Here is a 17,087-nt window from a genome sequence, read left to right on the forward strand (position 1 = left end):
TTAATGGCTAAGATACTTATGAAAGGTAACGAAGCATTTGGAAAAGCAGCTATAGAAGCTGGTTGCAAATATTTCTTCGGTTACCCAATAACTCCACAAAGTGAATTACCAGAATATTTATCAAGAGAGTTACCAAAGATAGGTGGAGCGTTCGTTCAAGCTGAATCAGAAGTTTCTGCAATAAACATGGTTTATGGTGGAGCAGGTGCAGGAGCAAGAGTTATGACTTCTTCATCTTCACCAGGAGTTGCTTTAAAACAAGAAGGTATAACATATGCAGTAGGTGCAGAAGTTCCTTGTGTTGTACTTAACGTAATGAGAGGTGGTCCAGGACTAGGAAGTATACAACCTTCACAAGCTGACTACTTTATGTCTACAAGAGGTGGAGGAAATGGAGACTACAGAACTCCAGTATTCGCACCAGCTACAGTTCAAGAAGCTGTTGATATGATAATGGAAGCTTTTGACGTTGCAGATTACTACAGATCACCAGTTATGGTAGTTGCAGATGGTATGATAGGTCAAATGATGGAGCCAGTTGAATTTAAAGCTCCTGAAAAGAAAAGAGAATTGCCTCCTAAAGATTGGGCAACTGTTGGAACTAAAGGAAAAAGAGTACCTAATGTAATAAACTCTCTATACTTAGAGCCAGAAGTACTAGAAGACCATTGTTGGCATTTACAAGAAAAATTTGAAGCAATGGAAAAAAATGAAGTTCAATACGAAATGTACAAAACAGAAGATGCTGAATTTGTATTTGCAGCTTATGGAACTACTTCAAGAGTAGTAAAAAGCGCAATTGATATATTAAGAGAAGAAGGAATAAAAGCAGGTCTTATAAGACCTAAAGTATTATGGCCATTCCCATTTGAAGCATTTGACCAAATTCCTAATGCTAGAAACATATTAACTGTTGAAATGAGTATGGGACAAATGGTGGAAGATGTTAAAATGGCAGTAGAAGGTAAATTACCAGTTTACTTCCATGGAAGACCAGGAGGAATGACTCCAACACCAGCAGAAATAGTTGAAAAAGCTAAAAAAATTATTGCCGGAGAATTGGTTGCAGGAGGTGCTAGATAATGGCTGTTGTATTTAAGAAAACTGAAGGATTACAAGATACTCAAACTCACTACTGTCCAGGATGTACACATGGTATAATCCATAGATTAGTTGGTGAAGTATTAGAAGAATTAGGAGTATTAGGTGATGCTGTAGGTGTTGTTCCAGTTGGATGTTCAGTTCTAGGATATAAATATTTTAACTGTGACACTCAAGAGGCTGCTCATGGTAGAGCACCAGCAGCTGCTACAGGAATAAAAAGAGTTCATCCTGAAAATACAGTATTCACTTATCAAGGTGATGGAGACTTAGCTTCAATCGGTACTGCTGAAATAGTTCATGCAGCTGCTAGAGGAGAAAAAATAACTACTATATTTGTAAACAATACAACATATGGTATGACTGGTGGGCAAATGGCTCCAACTACACTAGTTGGACAAAGAGCTACTACTGCTCAATCAGGAAGAAATGCTGAAACTCAAGGTTATCCAATAAGAGTAAGCGAAATGTTAGCTACATTAACAGGAGCTGTATTTGTAGAAAGAGTAGCAGTTGATACTCCAGCTCATGTTAGACAAGCTAAAAAAGCTATAAAGAAAGCATTCCAAGTTCAACAAGCAGGATTAGGATTTGGAATAGTAGAAGTATTATCTACTTGTCCTACAAACTGGGGACTAGCTCCAAATGATGCTTTACAATGGTTAAGAGACAATATGATACCATACTATCCATTAGGAAATTTCAAAAATGTTGAAGTTGAGGAGGTGAAGTAAATGTCTACAGCTAGAGTAATATGTGCAGGCTTCGGAGGCCAAGGTGTTATGTCTATGGGACAATTACTTACTTATGCAGGAATGCTAGAAGGAAAAGAAGTTTCTTGGTTACCATCTTATGGACCAGAAATGCGTGGAGGTACAGCAAACTGTGCAGTAACTGTATCTAGTGAACCAGTTGGTTCTCCACTTATAACAGATGATGCAACTGCAGCTATATTATTAAACATACCAGCATTTGAAAAATTCAAAGATGATGTAATTCCTGGTGGAAAAATAATAGTAAATAGCTCTTTAATAAAAGAAAAAGTTGAAAGAACAGATGTAGATGTTTATTATATACCAGCAAATGAATTAGCAGTTGAGTTAGGAAATGACAAAGTTGCTAATATGATAATGTTAGGAGCTTACTTAAAAGTAGCTGATACTGTAGATATAGAATCTGTATTAGAAGCATTTAAGAAAGTTTTCGGACCTAGAAAAGAAAAATTCGTTCCATTAAACAGAGAAGCTCTACAAAAAGGTATGGATGCTGCATGTTCTGTAGCAACTAACTAATAAAGAAAAAAGATGTCAAAAAAAAGACAATAGAATTATTTCTATTGTCTTTTTTGCTGATAAGTATTAAAATGTTTTTATAACTGAAATTAAGAATATAATGATATTTTATGAACTATAAAAATATAATATAAATTGCAAGCTTTTCAATTATGGAAGGAGAATCTTTAGTGAGAAAGTATTTTGGAACTGATGGAGTTAGAGGAGTAGCAAATACAGAATTAACATGTGACTTAGCATATAAACTTGGTAGAGCTGGTGGTTTTGTCTTAGCTCAAGGAGACCACAGGGTAAAAGTAGTGGTAGGTAAAGACACGAGAATATCAGGAGATATGTTAGAAGCATCTTTAATAGCAGGACTTATGTCTGTTGGATGTGATGTTATTACTGTTGGAATAATACCAACACCTGCAGTGGCATATTTAACTAGAAAATATGGTGCTGATTGTGGCGTGGTTATATCTGCATCTCATAATCCTGTTGAATATAATGGAATTAAATTCTTTAATAAGAATGGATATAAATTGGATGATGAAATTGAATTAAGAATAGAAGAGTATATAGATGATATAGATAAAATTGAATGTCTACCAATTGGCGAAAATGTAGGAAGAAAGTTACATGAACATTATGCACAAAGGGACTATGTAGACTATCTGAAATCAATAATAAGTACCAATTTTAAAGGATTAAAAGTAGTATTGGATTGTGCAAATGGTGCATCATATAAAGTAGCACCAATAGTATTTGATGAATTAGGAGCAAGTGTAATTTCAATAAATAGCTCACCAGATGGAAATAATATAAATTATAAATGTGGTTCTACACATCCAGAACAACTTCAAAATGCTGTTTTGGAACATAATGCTGACTTAGGTCTTGCATATGATGGAGATGCTGATAGATTAATTGCTGTAAATGAAAAGGGTCAAATTGTTGATGGAGACCATATAATGATATTGAGTGCTTTAAATTTAAAGAAAAATAATAAATTAGCACAAGATACTTTAGTAGTTACAGTTATGAGTAACATAGGATTAACAATAGCTGCTAAAGAAAATGGAATAAATTTATCTACTACAGCAGTTGGAGATAGATATGTTTTAGAGGATATGGTTAAGAATGGATACAATCTTGGTGGAGAACAATCTGGACATATGATATTCTTAGATTACAATACAACTGGAGATGGAGTACTTAGTTCTTTAATACTTGCAAATATAATCTTGCAAGAAAAGAAACCTTTATCAGAGCTTGCATCAATAATGAGTCAATATCCACAAGTATTAGTAAATGCAACAATAAAAAATGAAAATAAAACTAAATATATGGAATATCCAGAAATAAAAACTGAGATAGAAAGAATAGAATCTATTTTAGATGGAAATGGTAGAGTTTTGATAAGACCATCAGGAACTGAGCCATTAGTTAGAGTTATGTTAGAGGGTAAAGAGGAAGGTCAAATAAAAGAATTAGCAACAAATTTAGCTAATCTTATACAAGAAAAATTATCGTAATTTATAAGGGTATTCTCAGGTATAAATACTGAGAGCACCTTTCTAAGCGCCAGAACTTAGTTATAGACATAATTATTAAGTAACATAGGAACTAAGTTGACGAGGTCAGAGTTAATCGAATTGTCGGCGGATGCTCTGCGGTGTGTTTACCATCGAAAGACTTCTTTAAATAATAGGAGTAATCCTATGGACAAAGGGAAGCCAAAGTAAACTTATATGACCTAACTCTTAAAATATATAAATAATATTTTTTAGGAGGACACAAATAATGTGTGGAATAGTTGGATATTTAGGAAGTAGAAAGGCAGCAGAAGTTATAGTAGAAGGACTTTCTAAGCTAGAGTACAGAGGTTATGACTCTGCAGGAGTAGCAGTTAATAATTCTAATGGAGAAGAGCTTGATATCAGAAAATTTAAAGGTAGACTTTCTGTATTGGCAGAGGATTTAGAAAAGAATCCTATTGATGGAAATTTGGGAATAGGGCATACAAGATGGGCAACTCATGGAGAACCATCTGATGTAAACTCTCATCCTCATTTTAATCAAGCTAAAACAATAGCAGTTGTTCATAATGGGATAATAGAAAATTATATGGAAATAAAAGAGGAGTTAATCTCTGAAGGTGTTAAATTTGAATCTCAGACAGATACAGAAGTAATAGCACATTTAGTAGATAAATATTATGAAGGTAATTTATTAGATGCTGTATACAAAACTATATCAAAATTAAGAGGAGCTTATGCACTAGGTGTTATCTGTAAAGAACATGGAAATGAACTAGTTGCAGTAAGAAAAGATAGTCCTCTTGTAGTTGGTGTTGGTGAAGGAGAAAACTTTATAGCGTCAGATATACCTGCCTTATTAAAATACACTAGAGATGTTTATTTCTTAGAAAATGGAGAAATAGTTCATCTAAAAGATGAAAACGTAACAGTTTATGATTCTAATAGAAATCTAGTAGAAAAAGAAGTATTCCATGTAACTTGGGATGTAGAGGCTGCATCTAAAGGTGGATATGATTACTTTATGTCAAAAGAAATTCATGAGCAACCAACAGGTGTTAGAGAAACGCTAGAAAGAAGACTTGATGACAATGGAAGCATAGTTTTAGATAGCATAAATATTTCTAAAGAAGATTTAGATAAAATAAATAAAGTTTATATAGTGGCTTGTGGAACAGCATATAATGCTGGATTACTTGGTAAGTATGCTATAGAAAAATTTGTAAATATACCAGTAATAACTGATATAGCATCAGAGTTTAGATATAGTGACCCATTTGTAGATGAAAATTCATTAGTAATATTAGTTAGTCAATCTGGTGAAACAGCAGATACTTTAGCAGTATTAAGAGACTCAAAGGCTAAAGGAGCAAGAATACTTTCTATAACTAATGTTGTAGGTTCATCTATAGCTAGAGAATCAGATGATGTTTTCTATACTTGGGCAGGTCCTGAAGTAGCAGTTGCATCAACTAAGGCATATACTACTCAAATAACTTCTCTATATATGATAGCTCTAGACTTTGCTATTAAGAAAGGAACAATAAATAGAGAATTTTATGATAGTATGATTTCTAAGATGAAAGAAATACCATCAAAGATACAAGAAATACTAGATAACGAAGAATATATAAAAGAAATTGCTAAAACAGTTGTGAGTTCTGATCATGCATTCTATTTAGGAAGAGGAATAGATTATAGTTTAGCAATGGAAGGTTCATTAAAATTAAAAGAGATTTCATATATACATGCAGAAGCTTTTGCAGCAGGAGAATTAAAGCATGGAACAATAGCTTTAATAGAAAAAGGAACTCCTGTAATTGCTATAGCTACTCAAGAAAAATTATTTGAAAAAATGGTTTCTAATATGGAGGAAGTAAGAGCAAGAGGTGCTTATGTAGTAGCTATAGCTCAAAGTCACAATAAGGATGTTGAGAAAGCTGCTGATAGAATAATCTATATACCAAATTCAGATGATATTTTATCTCCTATATTAGCAGTTGTACCAATGCAATTACTTGCTTACCATGTTTCTGTATTAAGAGGATGCGATGTTGATAAACCAAGAAATCTAGCTAAGTCAGTAACAGTTGAATAAAAATATATTAAAAATTAAATAGATAATATTTATTAAAAAGCTCATTCTATTGTTTGTATTTTATAGGATGAGCTTTTTTATAAGAATTAAGCATCTTTTTTTGTTATAATTAATTTAATACTTTATGAGAAAACAGTTTTAATTTAATGAAATAATTTCAAATAAAAAAATATTATAAATAGGAGAATAAATTATGTCGGATGATTTTAAAAAGAAAAATAAAGAAGATTTTTTTATTAATCTCGAATCAATTTCTACTGAAATTTTACAAGAAAAAATACAAGATAAATCTTGGATTGTAGTTGATACTCGTTTAAATGATGCATATAATGGATGGAAGTTAGATGGAGTAAAAAGAGGAGGACATATAAAAGGTGCTGTAGATTTCTCTGCTAATTGGTTAAGTGTATACTCAGATAAAAAAGATGAAGTACTAGAACAAGCACTGAGAACTAAGGGAATTGATTTAAATAAAAATATAGTATTATATGATGCCAATGGAAAAGATGCTTTACTTGTAGCAGAGTATTTGTTTAAAAAGGGATATAAGTATTTATATAAATATGATGTTAATCAATGGGCAGAGAATGAGAATCTTCCAATGGAAAGGTATAAAAATTATCAAATGATAGTACCAGCTTCTATAATAAAAGAAATACTGGATGGGGGAATACCAGAGACATTTGAAAATTCCAAACATATAAAAATGATTGAAGCAAGTTGGGGAGAAGAAAAAGAATCGTATGCGAAAGGTCATATACCTACAAGTGTTCATATAAATACTGATATTATAGAACCACCTCCAACATGGATGCTAGACAATGATAATAATCTGACTCAGTTTGCATTAAATTATGGATTTACGAAGGATGATACTGTAATAGTTTCAAGCAGTACAACTATGGCATCTTATAGACTAGCTGTTATATTAAGTTATATAGGAGTAAGAGATGTAAGGGTTTTAAATGGTGGAATAAATTCATGGATATCAGCAGGATATGAATTAGAATTTACTAGTAACTCAAGGCATTCATGCACTAATTTTGGAGCAAATATTCCAGTCAACCCGCAATTAATTGTTACAACATCTCAATTAAAGCAAAGACTAAAAGAAAGAAATAAATGTGCATTAGTAGATATTCGTACTTGGGATGAGCATATAGGTAAAATATCTGGATATACATATTATGATAAAAAGGGACGTGTACCAGGGGCTTTATATGGGCATTCAGGTAGTGATAGTGTTTCACTAGAAGAATATCGTAATATTGATGACACAATGAGAAATAAATATGAGATTTTAGAAATGTGGAATAAAGAAAGTATAGATGTGAATAAACAGCTTATATTCATGTGTGGAAGTGGATGGCGTGCTGCTGAGGTATTAACATATGCAAATGTAATGGGTGTTGAAGAAACATCTCTTTATAGTGATGGATGGATGGGATGGAGTCTTGATAACTCAAATCAAATTGAAGTTGGAGCGTATAAATAGAGCCTTTTAAAGTACAATAGAATTACTTAATATAAAGGTGTATTCTCTTTAATAAGTTGAATATACCTTTGTTATGTTTTAAAATATAAACAGAGTTAGAATATGATTATATAAATATAGACTTATTTAAACATATTATTAGCAGTATAGAATTATAAATTTATATTATGAGGTGTAAGAGATGATTAGCAAAGATGAAAAAGCAAAGCTGAAAGCTGAGGGGATATTGGCTCAAAGTCAAGAGGGATATTTCTCAATAAGAATATTAAGTAGAGCTGGAAACTTTACAGCAGAACAACTTATTAACTTGTCAAAGTTATCTGAGAAATATGGTAGAGGTTATTTGGGTGTTACTACTAGACTAGCTGTGGAAATACCATGGATAAAATATGAAGATATAGATTCAATAAAAGACGATTTAAAAACTGTAGGTTTAGAACATGGTGGTACAGGAAAGAAAGTAAGACCACTAGTTGCATGTAAAGGTACTGTATGTCAACATGGAATATATGATACACAAGAATTATGTGGGAAGTTACATGATTTATATTTTGGATATGATTTACCATCTAAAACTAAGATTACTCTAGTTGGATGTCCAAACAATTGTGCAAAAGCGAATACTAATGATGTAGGTATTGTAGGGCAAGTATATGTAAAATTTAATGAAGATAAATGTAAAAATTGTGGATTATGTACATCATCTTGTAGACAAAAATCAGTATATATGGAAAATAAGAAACTAGTGTGGAATAAAGAAGAGTGTGTAAATTGTGGAAAATGTGCTCAGGTATGTCCATTTGGAGCTATGGAAGTTGATAAAAAAGGATTAGCTGTTTATCTTGGTGGTAGAATGGGAAGAGGTTATAGATTTGGAGACAGACTTAGTAGTCTGTATACAGAAGATAATATAGAAGAATTAGTTCAAGATGTATTTAATACATATAAACAATTAGCAAGTCCAGGAGAAAGAATAAGTAAAGTATTAGAAAGAATTGGTATTGAAGAGTTTGAGAAACATTTAATGAATATAAAATTGCAAAATGCATAAAAATACCTATTGAGAAAGTATATCTCTCTTAAATTTGTTAATAATTCTGTTATAAGGAAAAACATATTTAAGGGGGATTTTTTATTATGAAAAGGATAAAATTAGCTATATGCTTTTTTATATTAATGACTATAGGGATGACAATATCTTATGCAGATACAAGTATAAATACTAGGTATAATAAATTAACTAATGCACTTGAAATTTCGGAAGCAGACTTCAAATTTTATAATGTTAAAATTAATTCTGTTATAAATTATAATTTACCAAATAAAGAATTTCGTAATATTTTTATAGAAATAATTAACAATCTAAAGCTAGATGGAAAAGGAATAAATTGGAATCAAAAAGGGTATGGCGATAAAATGCAATTATGTGCTACTATAAAAGGTAGCGATAAAGAAATTTCTATAAAAGGAATAAATAAAAATAATAAAGAAAGTTACATAATAGTTGACATATTGGATAACAAAGTATATAAACATAAAGAGGATATTTATAGTAACGTAGAAAATGTGTTAAATAAATATTCATCTCAAGTAGATGTGTCTGCTTGTATTGTTGGAGAATACACAAAAAGGTTACAAAACAACAAATATGATGATATTTTACAAAAAATATTATATAATATGAATGCTAAGCAAATAGATAAAGTTAAAGACGTAAACTTTTTATCAGTAACAGCATATAGTAAAGTATTAAATGATGATGATTTAGAATATTTAGGGGAAAAAATTAATTTAAATATAGGAATTAGATATAATGAGGATGAAGGAAAAACACTCATATATATTGCCACACCAATTATAAAATTAGATTATTAATTATGAGGAGATCAAAAAATATGGCTAAGATAATAGTAAAAAAGAGTAATCCACTTAAAGGTAGTGTTAAAATAGATGGTGCAAAAAATGCAGTTTTACCAATAATAGCAGCGACTTTATTAGCGAACGGAAAATCAACATTGAATGGAGTACCAAATTTAAGAGATGTTCATGTTATATCAGATTTATTAAGACATGTAGGAGCAGAGGTTGAATATAAAGAAAATACACTTACTGTTGATGCAAGTAATATAAAGACTTGTGAAGCTCCATATGAGCTTGTAAGAAAGATGAGAGCTTCTTTTTTGGTTATGGGACCATTACTTGCTAGATTTAATAGTACAAAAATTTCTATGCCAGGAGGATGTGCTATAGGAACAAGACCTATAGATTTACATTTAAAAGGATTTAAAGCTTTAGGTGCAAACATAGAGATGGACCATGGATTTGTTGAAGCAGCAACAGAAAAGTTAGTAGGAAATAAATTATATCTAGATTTCCCATCTGTTGGAGCAACTGAAAATATAATGATGGCGGCTTCTTTAGCAGAAGGTACTACAATAATAGAAAACGCAGCAGAAGAGCCAGAGATAGTAGATTTAGCAAACTTTTTGAATGAAATGGGAGCAGATGTTAAAGGTGCAGGTACTAACACTATAAAGATAAAAGGTGTTAAAGAGCTAAAAGGAGCAGAGCATAATGTAATTCCAGATAGAATAGAAGCAGCAACTTATATGGTTGCAGCAGCTATGACAAAAGGTGATATAACTGTTGAAAATGTTTTAATGGAGCATTTAAAGCCAGTTGTAGCTAAATTAAGAGAAGCTGGTTGTGAAATTACAGAGATGGACAATTCTGTTAGAGTAGTGGGTCCAAAGGTGTTAAAACCAATAGATATAAAGACTTTACCACATCCAGGGTTTCCTACAGATGTTCAAGCACAATTTATGGCTATGCTTACTGTAGCAAATGGAACTGGTGTAGTTATAGAAACTGTTTTTGAAAATAGATTTATGCATGTTGCAGAGTTTAATAGAATGGGAGCTAATATAAAAATAGATGGAAGAAGTGCTGTTGTTAATGGTGTAGATGAATTACATGGTGCAGCAGTAAATGCTACTGATTTAAGAGCAGGTGCAGCACTTATTTTATGTGGTCTTATAGCAGAAGGAGAAACTCAAATAGGAGAAATATACCATATTCAAAGAGGTTATGTTGATATAGATAAGAAGATAACAGCATTAGGTGGTCGAATCGAAATAGTAGAAGATTAATAATTGGTTTAGAGAAGAAAGTTATAAATTAATAGGGTTGTTCATATACTTAAATACAAGGTTTTAAAAGCTAAGGAGGAGAGTATATGAAGAACCCATTGGTTGTTTTGTTAGGATTCGTGACTTGCTCTGTGTTAGTTCCATCACTTATAACTTTAGTCTCTTATAAAAATGTAGAACTAACTGAAAAACCAGAGAAGTCAGTTTCTATAAACAAAACTATTAAAAAAAGCGATATTAAAGAAGAAAGTAATGAAGAAGAAAAAAAGATAGTGAACTATGAAACTGTAAATAAAAAAACACCAATCATCAATGTGTACAATCATATAACAGGAAAAACTGAAAAAATGGACATGGAAAATTATTTATGTGGAGTGATAGCTGGTGAGATGTCTTCAGATTTTGACATAGAAGCTTTAAAAGCTCAAGCTGTGGCAGCTAGAACATATGTAGTATATAAGCAAGAGCATGGACAATCAGGTAAACATAAAAATGCAGTAGTATGTACTGACTATAAGCACTGTCAGGAATACAAAAGTTATGCTACTCTCAAAAAGTTAAATGGAGAAGAATGGATTAAGAACAAATACTCTAAAATCCAAGAAGCAGTTGGAGGAACTAAAGGACAGATAATAACTTATAGTGATAAGGCAATACTTCCTCTTTACTTTTCTACATCTTCAGGAAAAACAGAAAACAGTGAAGAAGTATTTTCTGCAAAATATCCTTATTTAAAATCTGTAGAAAGTCCTTATGATAAGTATTCTCCTAAGTTTGCATCCACACTTAAAATAAGTAATACAGACTTTGTCAAGAGTCTTAGAAGAGCATATAGTACTATTGTAATAGATGCAAATAATTTAAGTAAACAAGTTTCAATAACTCAAAGAAGTGATGCAGGAACTGTAGAGAAAATAAAACTAGGAAATAAAGAGTTGACTGGAAAAGACATTAGAACTATTTTTAAGTTGAACTCTGCAAATTTTGACATAAAGTTTGGAGAAGGATACATAGATTTTGTAGTAAAAGGATATGGTCATGGTGTTGGTATGAGCCAGTGGGGAGCAGAAGGAATGGCAGAAGAAGGCTATAAATATTATGATATATTATCACATTACTACACAGATACAAAAATAAAAGATATATACTAATAATTGTATAAAATACCAAAAACACGTCAATAATCCAAATGTAGAAATATATTTGGAGGTGCAAAATGAAGAAAAAGCTATTAGAAAAAGATGGTTTTTATTTATCTTTATTTGTATGTGTTTGTTTATTAGCAGTAGGTGGAGTTTGGTTTACAAATAATAATGTAGATAAATTAGCTTCTAATAAAGGCATGATAGAAAATGCTAATAAAGATAGTGAAGAGGAAATACATTTAATTGAAAAAGATAAGAAAGATGCTATTCCCACTTCAACAGATTCAAAACAAAACTTAGAAAAAGCTAAGTCAAAAGAGGAAAATAAGTCGAGTACAACAAAATTAAACTACATTGGAGATAAAATAATAAGAGGATATTCAGAAAAAGAACCTAGTTATTCAAAAACACTAGATGTCTGGGAGACTCATAAAGGTGTAGATGTTAGCTGTACTAAAGGTAAAGAAATAAAATCTCTATTAAACGGAATGGTAGTAGATGTATTTGATGATGAAGAATATGGAAAATCAGTAAAAATAAAAAGTGACAATAATATTGTAGTTGTATATTCAAATTTAGATGAAAATGTTAGTGTTAAAAAAGAACAAAAGGTAACAGAAGGACAATCTCTAGGTACTGTAGGAAGTACTTCTCAAATAGAAAGTGAAGAGGGTATCCATGTACACTTAGAGGCATATAATGGAGAGAAATCTATAGACCCAATGAGTCTAATTAAGTAAAAGTATAACAAGTTTAATCATATTTGGTTAAGCTTGTTATATTTTTTGGTGTTTTTACATATATATCATTAAAGCTATTATGTGAGGGGGGTAATCTTTGAGATCTCATATAGAGGAAAGGGCCATAGTGGTAGCAAAATATATACTTGAAAAAAACACTACAGTAAGACAAACCGCCAAGACATTTGGAGTAAGTAAAAGTACAATTCACAAGGATGTTACAGAAAGATTGAAGGAAATAAATCCATCCCTTGCCAAAGAAGTTAAAAGTGTGCTAGACAAGAATAAATCAGAGAGACATATTAGAGGGGGATTAGCAACTAAATTAAAGTATGAGAAGGAACATAAAAAAATGTAGGTTAAAAACCTACTTTTTTTATTGAATTAGATTATTGTAATAAATATATTAAATAATTATAAATATCAAAATAATAATACCCTCAAAACATTTATTTTCTCTTGATTAAAGCGAGTTTTTTGTATATGCTTTATTATAGGAGTATTAAAGTAGACTTATAATATAATCTAATATATAAATGAAGGAGTTGAAAAAATGGCTGGAGCTGATATAGGCATAGATTTAGGTACTGCAAACGTACTTGTTTATGTTAGTGGTAAGGGAATCGTTTTAGAAGAACCATCTGTTGTAGCAATAGATAATAGGACAGATTCTGTTTTAGCTGTGGGAGAAGAAGCTAAAAAAATGATAGGAAGAACACCAAGTAATATAGTTGCTATAAGACCTTTAAGAGATGGTGTAATTTCGGATTATGATGTAACTGAGAAGATGTTAAAATCTTTTATAGATAAGATAGTTGATAAAAAAGGATTTGGAAGATTCTTCATGCCAAGAATTATGGTATGTGTGCCAACTGGTGTTACAGAAGTAGAAAAAAGAGCAGTAGAGGATGCTACTAGACAAGCCGGAGCTAGAGAAGTATATATCATAGAAGAACCAATAGCAGCAGCCATAGGAGCTGGAGTAGACATATCACAACCTAATGGTAATATGATTATAGATATTGGTGGAGGGACTGTGGATATAGCCGTAATATCTCTAGGAGGAGCTGTTGTAAGTGAATCTATAAAAGTTGGTGGAGATAGATTTGATGATTCTATAGTTAAGTATATGAAAAAACAACACAATCTTCTTATAGGTGAAAGAACAGCAGAGAAAATTAAGTTTGAAATCGGTTCTGCATTTAAGAGAGAAGAAGAAAAATATATGAAGATAACAGGAAGAAACTTAATTACAGGGCTTCCTAGTTCTATAACTATAAATTCAACAGAAATGCTAGAAGCACTTAGAGAATGTGTTGAGCAAATAGTAGTTGCCACTCATGCTGTTTTAGAAAAAACACCCCCTGAATTAGCAGCAGATATAGGAGATGTTGGTATAATAATGACTGGTGGAGGTTCATTATTATACGGATTGGATAAAATAATAGAACAAAGAACAGGGATAACTGTTACAATAGCAGAGGAGCCATTGTCTTGTGTTGCAAAAGGGACAGGAATAGCTTTGGGTTCAATAGACTTACTTGAAACAGGTGGGTCTTTTAGAAGAAAATAATTAGGAGAGTTAAGAATGCTAAATATAGATGAAATAAAAAAATTAATACCACATAGATATCCATTTTTATTAGTGGACAAGATTACAGAGTTAGAAGTTGGGAAAAGAGCTGTTGGTATAAAAAATGTAACAGTGAATGAGCCATTTTTTCAAGGTCACTTTCCAGAATATCCATTGATGCCAGGAGTATTGATAGTAGAGGCTTTGGCACAAGTGTGTGGAGTTGCAATGATGTCTGTAGATGAAAATAAAGGAAAATTAGGTGTATTTGCAGGTATAGATAAGGTTAGAATTAAGAGAGAAGTAAGACCAGGAGACACATTAACTATGGAAGTTGAAATGACAACTCTTAGAAGAAATATAGCTAAGGCAGATGCTAAGGCATATGTTGGTGATGAGCTTGTCTGTAAAGGTGAATTAATGTTCGCTTTGGTGGAAAAGTAAAAATTCACAATATAAAAGTAAAAAGGTAGATAATTTGGAGTATTCAATTAGATACTCTAAAATATCTACCTTTTTATATAAAAAATTTTATCAGTTACTTCACATTGGACTTAGGTGGATACTAATAAAGCTAAGGCTATTGTTTCAGCTAAGTCCAATATAAAGCTAAGACGTATATTATTAAATGAAAGTCTATTATTTTCATCAATTTTATCTACAATTCCTACTATAGAATAATTTCCTATTTGAGGTAGTTTTTTGCCAACACCTTTTCCGGGCAGGATAGGTCCTTCTCTAATTTGTATATTACCTATGTTACTCTGCGACCCCAAGCAAGCATCTATAGCCAAGAAGTTACCTTGTATATGTGTATTTTTTATAGTATCTAAAGACTCATATATATTTAAGGCGTGAATAGGGTTATCTAGTGTACCGTAAACGGGGTATTTAAATTTACTGTTCTTAAGTATTGTTCCAACTAAAGGGCCTAAAGTATCACCTATAGCCCTGTCTGTTCCTATGCAAACAACAATCGTATTTTCATTAATTATAGTTTTTAGAACTGAACTTAGCATCTGTATAACATCATCATCGCTGTAATTTACTTTAGCTAAATACAATAGGAACACCCCCTTCAAAAAAATATATGAATAAAAAACAATAAAAAGACCTAACTTTAAATTTCAGATAGAGATAATATTTTATTTGTCTTACAAAAAAAGGAATGGGAAAAATATGACTAAAAATCTTGACAAAATTTTAAAAAAATAGTAAGCTAGTAAAGTAAAACAAAACTTAAATCTTGATTACCTTATCAAGAGCGGCTGAGGGATAGGCCCTGTGAAGCCCAGCAACCACCCAAATGGGAAAAGGTGCTAATTCCTACAAGACAAAAGTCTTGAAAGATGAGGTCAGTTAATTAGTATGCGATTACGATTATTAACCTCTTCTTATAAAGGAGAGGTTTTTTATTTTGAGTAAAATTTCTAAAATTAAAAATAAGGTAAAACCTATAATAAAAATTGAGAATGTATAAGGGGGAATAAAAATGGCAAGACATTTATTTACGTCAGAATCAGTTACAGAAGGACATCCTGATAAGATATGTGACCAAATATCAGATTCAATATTAGATGCATTATTAGAAAAAGACCCACAATCTAGAGTAGCTTGTGAAACTACAGTTACGACTGGATTAGTTTTAGTAGCAGGAGAAATAAGTACATCTGCTTATGTAGATATTCCTAAACTAGTAAGAGAAACAGTAAAAGAAATTGGATATACAAGAGCGAAATATGGATTCGACTGTGATACTTGTGCAGTTATAACTTCTATAGATGAGCAATCTGGAGACATAGCTATGGGAGTTGATGAAGGTCTAGAAAGTAAGACTGGAGAAGAAATAGAAGAAGAAATAGAAAAAGTCGGAGCTGGAGACCAAGGAATAATGTTTGGATTTGCATGTAATGAGACTCCAGAATTAATGCCACTTCCAATATCTTTAGCTCATAAATTATCAAGAAGACTTACAGAAGTTAGAAAGACAGGTATAGTTGATTATTTAAGACCAGATGGAAAAACTCAAGTTACTGTTGAATATGAAGGAAATAAAGCTGTAAGAGTACATACAGTTCTTATATCAGCTCAACATTGTGAAACAGTATCAAATGATAAAATAAGAGAAGATATAATTAATCATGTTATTAAAGCAGTTATACCAGCAGAATTACTTGATGAAGAAACTAAAATTTATATAAATCCAACAGGAAGATTTGTTATAGGAGGACCTCAAGGAGATACAGGTCTTACAGGAAGAAAAATAATAATAGATACTTATGGTGGATATTCTAGACATGGTGGAGGAGCTTTCTCAGGAAAAGACCCTACAAAAGTTGATAGATCTGCTGCTTATGCAGCTAGATATGTTGCTAAAAATATTGTTGCAGCTGGTCTTGCAGATAAATGCGAGATAGAACTTGCATACGCTATAGGTATAGCTAGACCGTTGTCTATATTCATAGATACTTTTGGGACAGGTAAAGTTTCAGAGGAAAAACTTGTTGAATTAGTAGAAAAACACTTTGATTTAAGACCAGGAGCTATAATAAGAGACTTAGATTTAAGAAAGCCTCTTTACAAAAAAGTTGCTGCTTATGGTCATTTTGGTAGAACTGATATAGATTTACCTTGGGAAAAAATTGACAAAGTTGAGCAATTAAGAAAAGATGCCTTAGGTGAATAATTTTTAATTAATAAACTGTTAGAATGTAATTTTATGATTATATTCTAACAGTTTTTTTATTGTAGATTAAATATTTTTAATAAATGTTAATTTCCCATCATATAATAGATAAACAGTATTTAATTAGATTAGTGTATTATATTTTTTAATATTATACTAAATCAGTACATATCATGGAAAATATGTTAAAGAATGGTTAAGATTGTGTTAACTACTGTTAAATAATTGAAAATATATTGAAATATCACAACAATACATCTAATATAATCTTAATAAACTTACACTTTA

The 17,087-nt window shown here is 31.3% G+C and carries 16 protein-coding genes and 1 riboswitch; of the genes, 15 read left to right on the forward strand and 1 reads right to left on the reverse strand.

Annotation, left to right across the window (positions count from 1 at the left end; all coding sequences use genetic code 11):
• The first annotated feature begins 3 nt into the window (after positions 1 to 3).
• The 14 genes from ACTG46_RS01140 (at position 4) to fabZ (ending at position 14,557) form a co-directional block, all read left to right on the forward strand.
• Positions 4 to 1,083 carry a 3-methyl-2-oxobutanoate dehydrogenase subunit VorB gene (locus ACTG46_RS01140; RefSeq protein ID WP_021382548.1) on the forward strand — a complete coding sequence of 360 codons (1,080 nt, stop codon included), beginning with the start codon at positions 4 to 6 and terminating at the stop codon, positions 1,081 to 1,083.
• Positions 1,083 to 1,835, forward strand: coding sequence for a thiamine pyrophosphate-dependent enzyme (locus ACTG46_RS01145; RefSeq protein WP_003420710.1), 753 nt, complete (start codon positions 1,083 to 1,085; stop codon positions 1,833 to 1,835). The genes ACTG46_RS01140 and ACTG46_RS01145 overlap by 1 nt, the downstream gene beginning before the upstream one ends.
• Complete coding sequence (locus ACTG46_RS01150) at positions 1,836 to 2,393, forward strand: 2-oxoacid:acceptor oxidoreductase family protein (protein WP_054268697.1); 558 nt, start codon at positions 1,836 to 1,838, stop codon at positions 2,391 to 2,393.
• 170 nt (positions 2,394 to 2,563) lie between these two features.
• Complete coding sequence (gene glmM, locus ACTG46_RS01155) at positions 2,564 to 3,910, forward strand: phosphoglucosamine mutase (RefSeq protein WP_479923434.1); 1,347 nt, start codon at positions 2,564 to 2,566, stop codon at positions 3,908 to 3,910.
• Between the two features lie 268 nt (positions 3,911 to 4,178).
• Complete coding sequence (gene glmS / locus ACTG46_RS01160) at positions 4,179 to 6,011, forward strand: glutamine--fructose-6-phosphate transaminase (isomerizing) (protein WP_074179926.1); 1,833 nt, start codon at positions 4,179 to 4,181, stop codon at positions 6,009 to 6,011.
• Positions 6,012 to 6,204: 193 nt separating this feature from the next.
• Positions 6,205 to 7,506 carry a rhodanese-like domain-containing protein gene (locus ACTG46_RS01165; protein ID WP_479923435.1) on the forward strand — a complete coding sequence of 434 codons (1,302 nt, stop codon included), beginning with the start codon at positions 6,205 to 6,207 and terminating at the stop codon, positions 7,504 to 7,506.
• Positions 7,507 to 7,687: 181 nt separating this feature from the next.
• The gene (locus ACTG46_RS01170) at positions 7,688 to 8,557 is read left to right on the forward strand and encodes a 4Fe-4S binding protein (RefSeq protein WP_479923436.1); all 870 of its coding nucleotides are present in this window, start codon (positions 7,688 to 7,690) and stop codon (positions 8,555 to 8,557) included.
• A gap of 86 nt (positions 8,558 to 8,643) precedes the next feature.
• Positions 8,644 to 9,381, forward strand: a complete 738-nt coding sequence (locus tag ACTG46_RS01175) for a YwmB family TATA-box binding protein (RefSeq protein WP_479923437.1) — start codon at positions 8,644 to 8,646, stop codon at positions 9,379 to 9,381.
• A 20-nt stretch (positions 9,382 to 9,401) separates the two neighbouring features.
• On the forward strand, positions 9,402 to 10,655 hold the full coding sequence (gene murA, locus ACTG46_RS01180; RefSeq protein WP_054268703.1) for a UDP-N-acetylglucosamine 1-carboxyvinyltransferase: 1,254 nt from the start codon (positions 9,402 to 9,404) through the stop codon (positions 10,653 to 10,655).
• An 86-nt stretch (positions 10,656 to 10,741) separates the two neighbouring features.
• Complete coding sequence (gene spoIID, locus ACTG46_RS01185) at positions 10,742 to 11,806, forward strand: stage II sporulation protein D (protein WP_479923438.1); 1,065 nt, start codon at positions 10,742 to 10,744, stop codon at positions 11,804 to 11,806.
• A gap of 65 nt (positions 11,807 to 11,871) precedes the next feature.
• Positions 11,872 to 12,540: a M23 family metallopeptidase gene (locus ACTG46_RS01190; RefSeq protein ID WP_054268705.1), complete on the forward strand. Its 669-nt coding sequence runs from the start codon at positions 11,872 to 11,874 to the stop codon at positions 12,538 to 12,540.
• A gap of 97 nt (positions 12,541 to 12,637) precedes the next feature.
• Positions 12,638 to 12,898 (forward strand): sporulation transcriptional regulator SpoIIID, encoded by a 261-nt coding sequence (gene spoIIID, locus ACTG46_RS01195; RefSeq protein ID WP_044212029.1) that lies wholly within the window; start codon positions 12,638 to 12,640, stop codon positions 12,896 to 12,898.
• 195 nt (positions 12,899 to 13,093) lie between these two features.
• Positions 13,094 to 14,113: a rod shape-determining protein MreB gene (mreB, locus tag ACTG46_RS01200; protein ID WP_021382530.1), complete on the forward strand. Its 1,020-nt coding sequence runs from the start codon at positions 13,094 to 13,096 to the stop codon at positions 14,111 to 14,113.
• 15 nt (positions 14,114 to 14,128) lie between these two features.
• Positions 14,129 to 14,557, forward strand: a complete 429-nt coding sequence (gene fabZ, locus ACTG46_RS01205) for a 3-hydroxyacyl-ACP dehydratase FabZ (RefSeq protein ID WP_054268706.1) — start codon at positions 14,129 to 14,131, stop codon at positions 14,555 to 14,557.
• A 110-nt stretch (positions 14,558 to 14,667) separates the two neighbouring features.
• Here the strand turns inward: fabZ and yyaC are convergent, their stop codons facing one another.
• Entirely contained in the window at positions 14,668 to 15,177 is a 510-nt protein-coding gene (gene yyaC, locus ACTG46_RS01210) for a spore protease YyaC (RefSeq protein ID WP_161803358.1), read from the reverse strand.
• A 188-nt stretch (positions 15,178 to 15,365) separates the two neighbouring features.
• Positions 15,366 to 15,469, forward strand: a riboswitch (SAM riboswitch).
• Between the two features lie 136 nt (positions 15,470 to 15,605).
• Between yyaC and metK the strand changes: the two genes are divergently transcribed.
• A complete protein-coding gene (gene metK / locus ACTG46_RS01215) occupies positions 15,606 to 16,799 on the forward strand; it encodes a methionine adenosyltransferase (protein ID WP_054268707.1) in 1,194 nt (397 codons plus the stop codon).
• Positions 16,800 to 17,087 lie beyond the last annotated feature (288 nt).

This window comes from Clostridioides sp. LIBA-7678 (assembly GCF_056716065.1).